7 protein-coding genes are annotated in these 6963 nt (G+C 61.5%); all 7 read left to right on the top strand.

Going from position 1 to position 6963, the window contains the following annotated elements; all coding sequences use genetic code 11:
* Positions 1–201 (top strand): site-2 protease family protein (locus tag EN939_RS15000; RefSeq protein ID WP_206528291.1); only part of this gene is annotated, 201 nt, incomplete at its 5' end.
* A gap of 217 nt (positions 202–418) precedes the next feature.
* Positions 419–2788, top strand: coding sequence for an outer membrane protein assembly factor BamA (gene bamA, locus EN939_RS14995; RefSeq protein ID WP_127268628.1), 2370 nt, complete (start codon positions 419–421; stop codon positions 2786–2788).
* A 75-nt stretch (positions 2789–2863) separates the two neighbouring features.
* Positions 2864–3922, top strand: coding sequence for a UDP-3-O-(3-hydroxymyristoyl)glucosamine N-acyltransferase (gene lpxD, locus EN939_RS14990; protein ID WP_027036658.1), 1059 nt, complete (start codon positions 2864–2866; stop codon positions 3920–3922).
* A complete protein-coding gene (gene fabZ / locus EN939_RS14985; protein ID WP_127268627.1) occupies positions 3915–4382 on the top strand; it encodes a 3-hydroxyacyl-ACP dehydratase FabZ in 468 nt (155 codons plus the stop codon). The genes lpxD and fabZ overlap by 8 nt, the downstream gene beginning before the upstream one ends.
* 13 nt (positions 4383–4395) lie before the next feature.
* Positions 4396–5229: an acyl-ACP--UDP-N-acetylglucosamine O-acyltransferase gene (gene lpxA, locus EN939_RS14980; protein ID WP_127268626.1), complete on the top strand. Its 834-nt coding sequence runs from the start codon at positions 4396–4398 to the stop codon at positions 5227–5229.
* On the top strand, positions 5201–6118 hold the full coding sequence (locus EN939_RS14975) for an LpxI family protein (protein ID WP_127268625.1): 918 nt from the start codon (positions 5201–5203) through the stop codon (positions 6116–6118). Before lpxA ends, EN939_RS14975 begins: the two co-directional genes overlap by 29 nt.
* On the top strand, positions 6111–6963 hold an 853-nt coding region (locus EN939_RS14970; protein WP_127268624.1), incomplete at its 3' end, for a lipid-A-disaccharide synthase. The genes EN939_RS14975 and EN939_RS14970, both read left to right, overlap by 8 nt.

Raw genomic sequence — 6963 nt, 5'->3', positions numbered from 1 at the left:
CTGCTATCCGTTGGCATCGGAATTCTGAACCTTTTGCCGATTCCCCCCCTCGACGGCGGTCACCTCTTGTTCTACGGGGTGGAGGCTGTCATTCGCCGTCCGGTGTCGGAACGGATGATGGAAATGGCCTATCGGGCCGGGTTGCTTCTGGTGCTGTGCTTCATGGGGTTCGTTTTTTGGAACGATCTGTTTGGGTGCTGAAATCATGAAGAAATTTGGCTTCTGCATGGACGATGTTGAGACGCCGTTTACCATGCAAGGGGATATGAGTGACGCGAAAGCCACGCCGCAGGGTTAAGTAAATACAAATTAACCAGAAGCCTTGCGTGTAGGGAAAATCCGGTTAATACGGTAGGGGAAATTACCGCACGTCCGGTTTTCTCGCCGTGGGGACTACGAGAAAAGGTTATTAAGCCCGATGAAGGCAGCATCCAAGTTTCTAAGCGCCGCGTCCGCGGTGACCCTGTCCGCGGCCATGGTCGTGCCAGGCGCGCTCGCAGTGCAGTTCGTTGCCACATCGGCGGCTGAAGCCGCTGTCGTCAGCAGAGTGGAAGTGAGCGGCAACCAGCGTATCGACGCTGAGACCATCCGCAATTACATCACCATCAAGCCGGGCAAGGCTTTCTCCAGTTCCGATATCGACGGTGCGGTCAAGGCACTGTTCGGAACTGGCCTGTTTTCGGACGTGCAGATCAACCAGGTCGGCTCGACGCTGGTGGTCAAGGTCGCCGAGTACCAGGTGGTCAACCAGGTGCTGTTCCAGAACAACAAGAAGCTCAAGGACAATGCACTTGCGGCGGCGGTGCAGCTGAAGCCGCGCGGAACGTTCTCGCAGGCGACGCTCGATGCCGACGTGGAATCGGTCAAGGCTGCATACAGGCGCATTGGTCGTGACGATGTGACCGTGACCACGCAGGTTATGCAGCTTGGCGACAATCGCGTAAACGTTGTCTTCAACATCGTTGAAGGCGATCGCACGCAGATCGCGGCGGTCAATTTCGTCGGCAACAGTGCCTATTCCAGCCGCCGCCTGGCGGATATCATCAATACCAAGCGCTCGTCCTGGCTTTCCTTCGTCCTGCGCGACGACGTCTATGACGATGACAAGCTGCGCGCGGACGAGGAGCTGCTGCGCCGCTTCTACTACAATCACGGCTATGCCGACTTCCAGGTCGTGTCTGCTGTCGGCGAGCTCGACAGCGCGACGAACAAGTACACGGTCACCATCACCGTCCAGGAAGGCGACCGCTACACGTTCGGTGATGTCAGCGTCGAGAGCTCGATCCCTGAAGTCGACGGCAAGTCGCTGGAATCGGTGATCGAGACCCATAAGGGTGACGTCTACAACGCCAAGAACGTCGAGGATTCCATCATCGCGCTGACCGAGAAGGTGGCCGGTTCCGGCTATGCCTTCGCGCAGGTCACGCCGCGCGGCGACCGGAATTTCGAGAACCACACCATTTCGGTCGTCTACACGATCGACCAGGGCACCAAGGCCTATATCGAGCGCATCGAGATCCGCGGCAACGATCGCACGCGTGACTATGTCATTCGCCGCGAGTTCGATGTCAGCGAAGGCGACGCCTTCAACCAGGTGCTCATCCAGCGCGCGAAGAAGCGCCTGGAAAACCTGAATTACTTTGAGAAAGTCGACATCTCGACCGTGCCGGGCTCGCAGCCTGACCAGGTCGTTCTGGTGGTCGATGTGGTCGAGAAATCGACCGGCGAGTTCTCGGTGGGCGCTGGTTATTCGACCGGTGGCGACACGGCCGGTCCGTCGGTCGAAGGATCGGTGACCGAGCGCAACTTCCTCGGTCGTGGCCAGTTCATCAAGCTGTCGGCGGGCGGCGGCAAGAATTCACGCGACTACAGCCTGTCCTTCACCGAGCCTTATTTCCTCGGACGGCGCATCGCCGCCGGCTTCGACATCTTCAAGTCGACCAGGGAATACGACAACTACGACAGCGATACCACGGGTGCGACGGTGCGCTTCGGTCTGCCGATCACCGACAGCATCTCGACCCAGTTGGCGTACAACATCTCGCAAGAGAAATATGAGCTGGATGACAGCTGCGATGCAAATGGCGACGGGGTTCCTGATCCCGGTTGCAGTGTTTCCACGGCTATCCTGGACGGCATCGAACAAAGCCCTTGGATCAAGTCGTCGGTCAGCCTCGGGCTGGTCTACAACACCATCGACGATATGAAGAGCCCGCACGAGGGTATCTATGCCACCACGACCGTGGAAGTCGCAGGCCTCGGTGGTGATGCCAAGTTCGTGAAAGTCACGGGCCGCGGCAGCATCTACCAGACGCTGTCGGAGCAGTACGACCTGGTCGGGCTCATTTCAGGTGGCGCTGGCCATGTTGAAGGATACGGCAGCGATGGTCTGCGGATTTTCGATCAGTTCCAGAGCACCGATCGCATGATCCGTGGCTTCGCCTATGGCGGCATCGGTCCTGTCGATACTGCTACTGGCGACCATCTCGGCGGCACGACCTATTTCAATGCGTCGGCAGAGGCCCAGTTCCCGCTCCCGGTCATTCCGGAGAGCTTTGGCTTGCGTGGCGCGGTCTTCGCGGACGCGGCAACGCTCTATGGAAGCAAGGTCGACACCGCTGGCGTCACTCAGGACTCGGTCGGCATGAAGTTGCGTGCCTCGGTCGGCCTCGGCCTGATGTGGGCATCGCCATTCGGTCCGATCCGTATCGACTATGCGATCCCGGTCAAGAAGGAAGCGCGCGACGACGTGCAGGAATTCAACTTCGGCATATCGACCCGCTTCTGATCGGCGGCCAACGATGCTCCCGGGTCCTCAGGGTCCGGGAGAAATGTTCCGACCTAGCTGGATATAGCTTCTGGAATGACCGATCCGGTGTTCTTCGCGCCATCACGCCGGTATACGGCGGGCGAAGTCGCGAATCTGACCGGCTCGGTGCTCGTCGATTCCGGCCACTCCGATATTTCGATCGAAGCACTCGCGCCTGCCAGCGAGGGCGGCGAGAATGCGCTCGTCTTTGTCGATGGCAAGCGTAATTCCGCGCTGATGCCGTCGCTGCGGGCAGCCGCGGTCCTGTGCCCGGCGGAATTTGCCGGCAAGGCGCCGGCAAGCGTTGCCGTTCTCATTCATCCGCGTCCGCAACAGGCCTTCGCGCTGATCGGGCGTCTGCTGTTTCCGAGGGCGGCGACACCAGGGCCAATGACCAGTGAAACCGGCGTCTCGCCGCACGCTCATGTCGATGCGACCGCGCATGTCGAAGCCGGTGCCGTCATCGAGGCCGGCGCGGTGATCGGGCCAGGTGCTTCGATCGGCAGCGGCACCGTCATCGCCCCAAATGCGGTTATTGGACAATCCTGCCAGATCGGCCGCGACGGCTATGTCGGTCCAGGAGCCAGCATCCAGTATGCCTTGATCGGCAATCGCGTCATCATTCATGGCGGCGCGAGGATAGGCCAGGATGGTTTTGGGTTCGTCGGCGGGGCCAAGGGTCCAGAACGCGTGCCGCAGATCGGCCGTGTCGTTATTCAGGATGATGTCGAGATCGGCTCCAACACCACCGTCGATCGCGGCGCCATGTCCGATACGATCATCGGCCAGGGCACCAAGATCGACAATCTCGTGCAGATCGCCCATAACGTCCGCATCGGCCGCAATTGCATAATAGCCGGGCTTTCGGGTATTTCGGGTTCTGTGGTCGTGGGTGACAATGTCACCATGGGCGGCGGCGTCGGGCTTGCGGATCACCTGACCATAGGGACAGGGGCCAAGCTTGCCGCAAGAAGTGGATTTATGAGCAATGTCCCTGCAGGCGAGATCTGGGGCGGCTATCCGGCACAGCCGATGGCGGAAGCCATGCGGGAGATAGCCATGCTGCGCAAGCTCGCCAGGACCCGCAAACAGGGCGAGGGAGGCAATGGCTGACATGATCGCGTCGACGACGCTGGAGGCAGTCGACATTATGGGGCTGATGAAGCTCCTGCCGCACCGCTATCCGTTCCTGATGATCGATCGTATCGTCGACATCGATGGCGACGAATCCGCCGTCGGCATCAAGAACGTGACCATAAACGAGCCGCATTTTCAGGGCCATTTCCCTGAGCAGCCGGTCATGCCGGGTGTGCTCATCGTCGAGGCGATGGCGCAGACGGCCGGCGCCATCTGTATCCGCAGCCTGGGTACCGAAAAGCCGTCGCTGGTCTATTTCCTGACCATCGACAACGCCAAATTCCGCAAACCGGTGGTTCCCGGCGACCAGTTGAAGATCCATGTCAAGAAAATCAAGAAACGCGGCAACCTGCTCAAATTCGCTTGTGAAGCCATGGTCGACGGCGCCAAGGCGGCCGAGGCCGAGATTTCAGCCATGATGGTCACCAGCGACTGACGATCGAGTGCTTATGAAAATCAAGACATCCATTCATGCGTCCTCCATTGTCGAGGAAGGCGCCCAAATCGGCCAAGGTGCACGCATCGGGCCGTTCTGCCATGTCGGTGCCGATGTGGTGATCGGCGACGACGTCGAACTGGTCAGTCATGTCTCGGTGATGGGCGCGACGTCGATCGGTGCCTCGACCAAGGTCTATCCGATGGCGACATTGGGCGCACCGCCGCAGAACACCAAGCACAAGGGCGGTCGCACCACCTTGGTCATCGGCAGGAACTGCACGATCCGCGAAGGCGTGACCATGCATCTCGGCACCGATTCCAGCCGCGGCGAGACGACGGTCGGCGACAATGGCAATTTCCTTGCCTACGCCCATATCGCCCATGATTGCGTCGTCGGCAACAATGCGACGTTCGCCAATGGTGCAACGCTGGGCGGCCACTGCGAGGTCGGCAACAATGTCTATATCGGCGGCCTGACCGCAGTGCATCAGTTTGTCCGCATCGGCGACAACGCCTTTCTCGGCGGCTGCTCCGCGATCGTCGGCGATGTCATCCCCTTTGCCATAGCGGTCGGCAACCGCGCCAGCCTACGCGGCCTCAACATCATCGGCCTCAAGCGCTCCGGCCTGCCAAGGTCCGAAATCCTTGTACTGCGCAAGGCTTACAGGATGATCTTCGATCGTTCCCGCACCGTTGGCGAGAACATCGAGTTCGCCAAGGCGGAGTTCGCGTCGTCGCCGACCGCCATGAAGATCATCGATTTCATCAGCAGTCGCGGCAAGCGGCATTATGCTGTGCCGTCGCTCAAGGGCGGCGATGGCGACGATGTCGATGACGAAGACTGAGACAGCGGCTGCGCGTCTTGATCTTCCGCCGGGCTCCAGGGTCGGCATCATTGCCGGCGGCGGCAGTCTGCCGGTCGAAGTCGCGGCCGGTTCGGCTGAACAAGGTTATCCGCCCTTCGTCATCCTGATGGAAGGCGAGGTCGACCGCATCGCGGAACTCTCCCGATACGATCACGAAAGCCTCGCTCTGGAAGGTATAGGCTCGCTCGTCCCTTTGCTGCGGCGGCACCGGATCACCCATCTGGTGCTTGCAGGCGAGATCAAGCGCCGGCCGCGATTGCTTGCGCTGCGCCCCAGTCTCAGCCTGCTCGCGGTGATTCCTTTGGTCGTCATGGCGCTCGCGCGTGGCGACGATGGTCTTCTGAAGGTCTTGGCACGAGGCCTCGAAGCGCGCGGAGTAAAGGTCGTTGGCGCCCACGAAGTAGTGCCGAATCTTGTCGCCGCCGAAGGCGTGCTGACCAAGGCCGAACCGCGAAAATTGGACTGGCGCGATATTGAGGCAGGCCTTGCGGCAGCAAAGGCCATCGGGGCGCTGGATGTCGGCCAGGCGGCGATCGCGGTTGGCGGCCGGGCAATCGCGCTGGAAGGCATCGAAGGAACAGCCGGCCTGCTTGATCGTGCGAAGCTGCTGCGCGGCCACGGCCGTATTGCGGGCAAGACCCGCGGCGTCCTCGTCAAGTGCGCCAAGCCCGGTCAGGAACTGCGCGCCGATCTTCCATCCATCGGTCCGCAGACGGTCGAGGCAGCGCACGCGGCCGGACTCGCCGGCATTGCCGTCGAGGCGGGACGCTCGCTGATCCTCGAAGGTCCTGAAACCATCGCGCGCGCCAATGCACTTGGCCTGTTCGTCCTTGGCCTGCGTGCCGCCACGGAGCCGCGCAATGGCTGACAGGGCATTGAAGATCGCAATCGTTGCCGGAGAGGAGTCTGGCGACCTGCTCGGTGCCGACATAGTGCGCTCGCTCAGCCAGGCTGTGGGGCGCGAGGTGCAACTCGTCGGCCTCGGCGGCCGTCATTTGCAGGCGCTGGGACTGGTCTCGCCATTCGATGCCGGCGAGATCGCCCTGATGGGGTTCAGCGCCGTTCTACGCGACCTGCCGCGCCTGATGCGGCGGATCAGCCAACTGTCCAAGACCGTTGCCGACGAAAAGCCGGACTGCATGGTCACCATCGACAGTCCGGACTTTTCGTTGCGCGTCGCCAAAAAGGTGCGTGCGGCCAACCCGTCGATTCCGATCATCCACTATGTCTGCCCGAGCGTGTGGGCGTGGCGGCCGGGCAGGGCGGTGGCGATGAAGCCCTATGTCGACCACATCCTCTGCATCCTGCCGTTCGAGGTCAAGGAGCTCGAGCGGCTCGGCGGGCCACCGGGCACCTATGTCGGGCATCGCCTGACCCACGATGCGGGTTTGCTGGCCGCAGCCAAGGCGCAGGAACTACCGCGCGACCTTTCTCCTGATCGCGTCAAGACCCTGCTCGTCCTGCCCGGTTCGCGGCGTGGCGAGGTACGGCGGCTGCTCGACCCGTTCGGCGAGACGGTGTCGATTCTGCGTGCGCGTGGCCACCGCCTGCGGCTGCTGCTGCCGACCGTTCCGCATGTCGCCGAGCTCGTCAAATCCTCCGTCAACCGCTGGGATGAAAAGCCTGAGATCATCGTCGATTCCCAGCGCAAATGGCAGGCTTTCGGCAAAGCCGATGCGGCGCTGATCGCGTCCGGGACGGTATCGCTGGAAC

The organism is Mesorhizobium sp. M7A.F.Ca.CA.002.05.1.1, assembly GCF_003998335.1.
Lineage (GTDB): Bacteria > Pseudomonadota > Alphaproteobacteria > Rhizobiales > Rhizobiaceae > Mesorhizobium.
The sequence above is the reverse complement of the archived record's forward strand: the minus strand, read 5'-3'. Positions and strand labels throughout refer to the sequence as shown.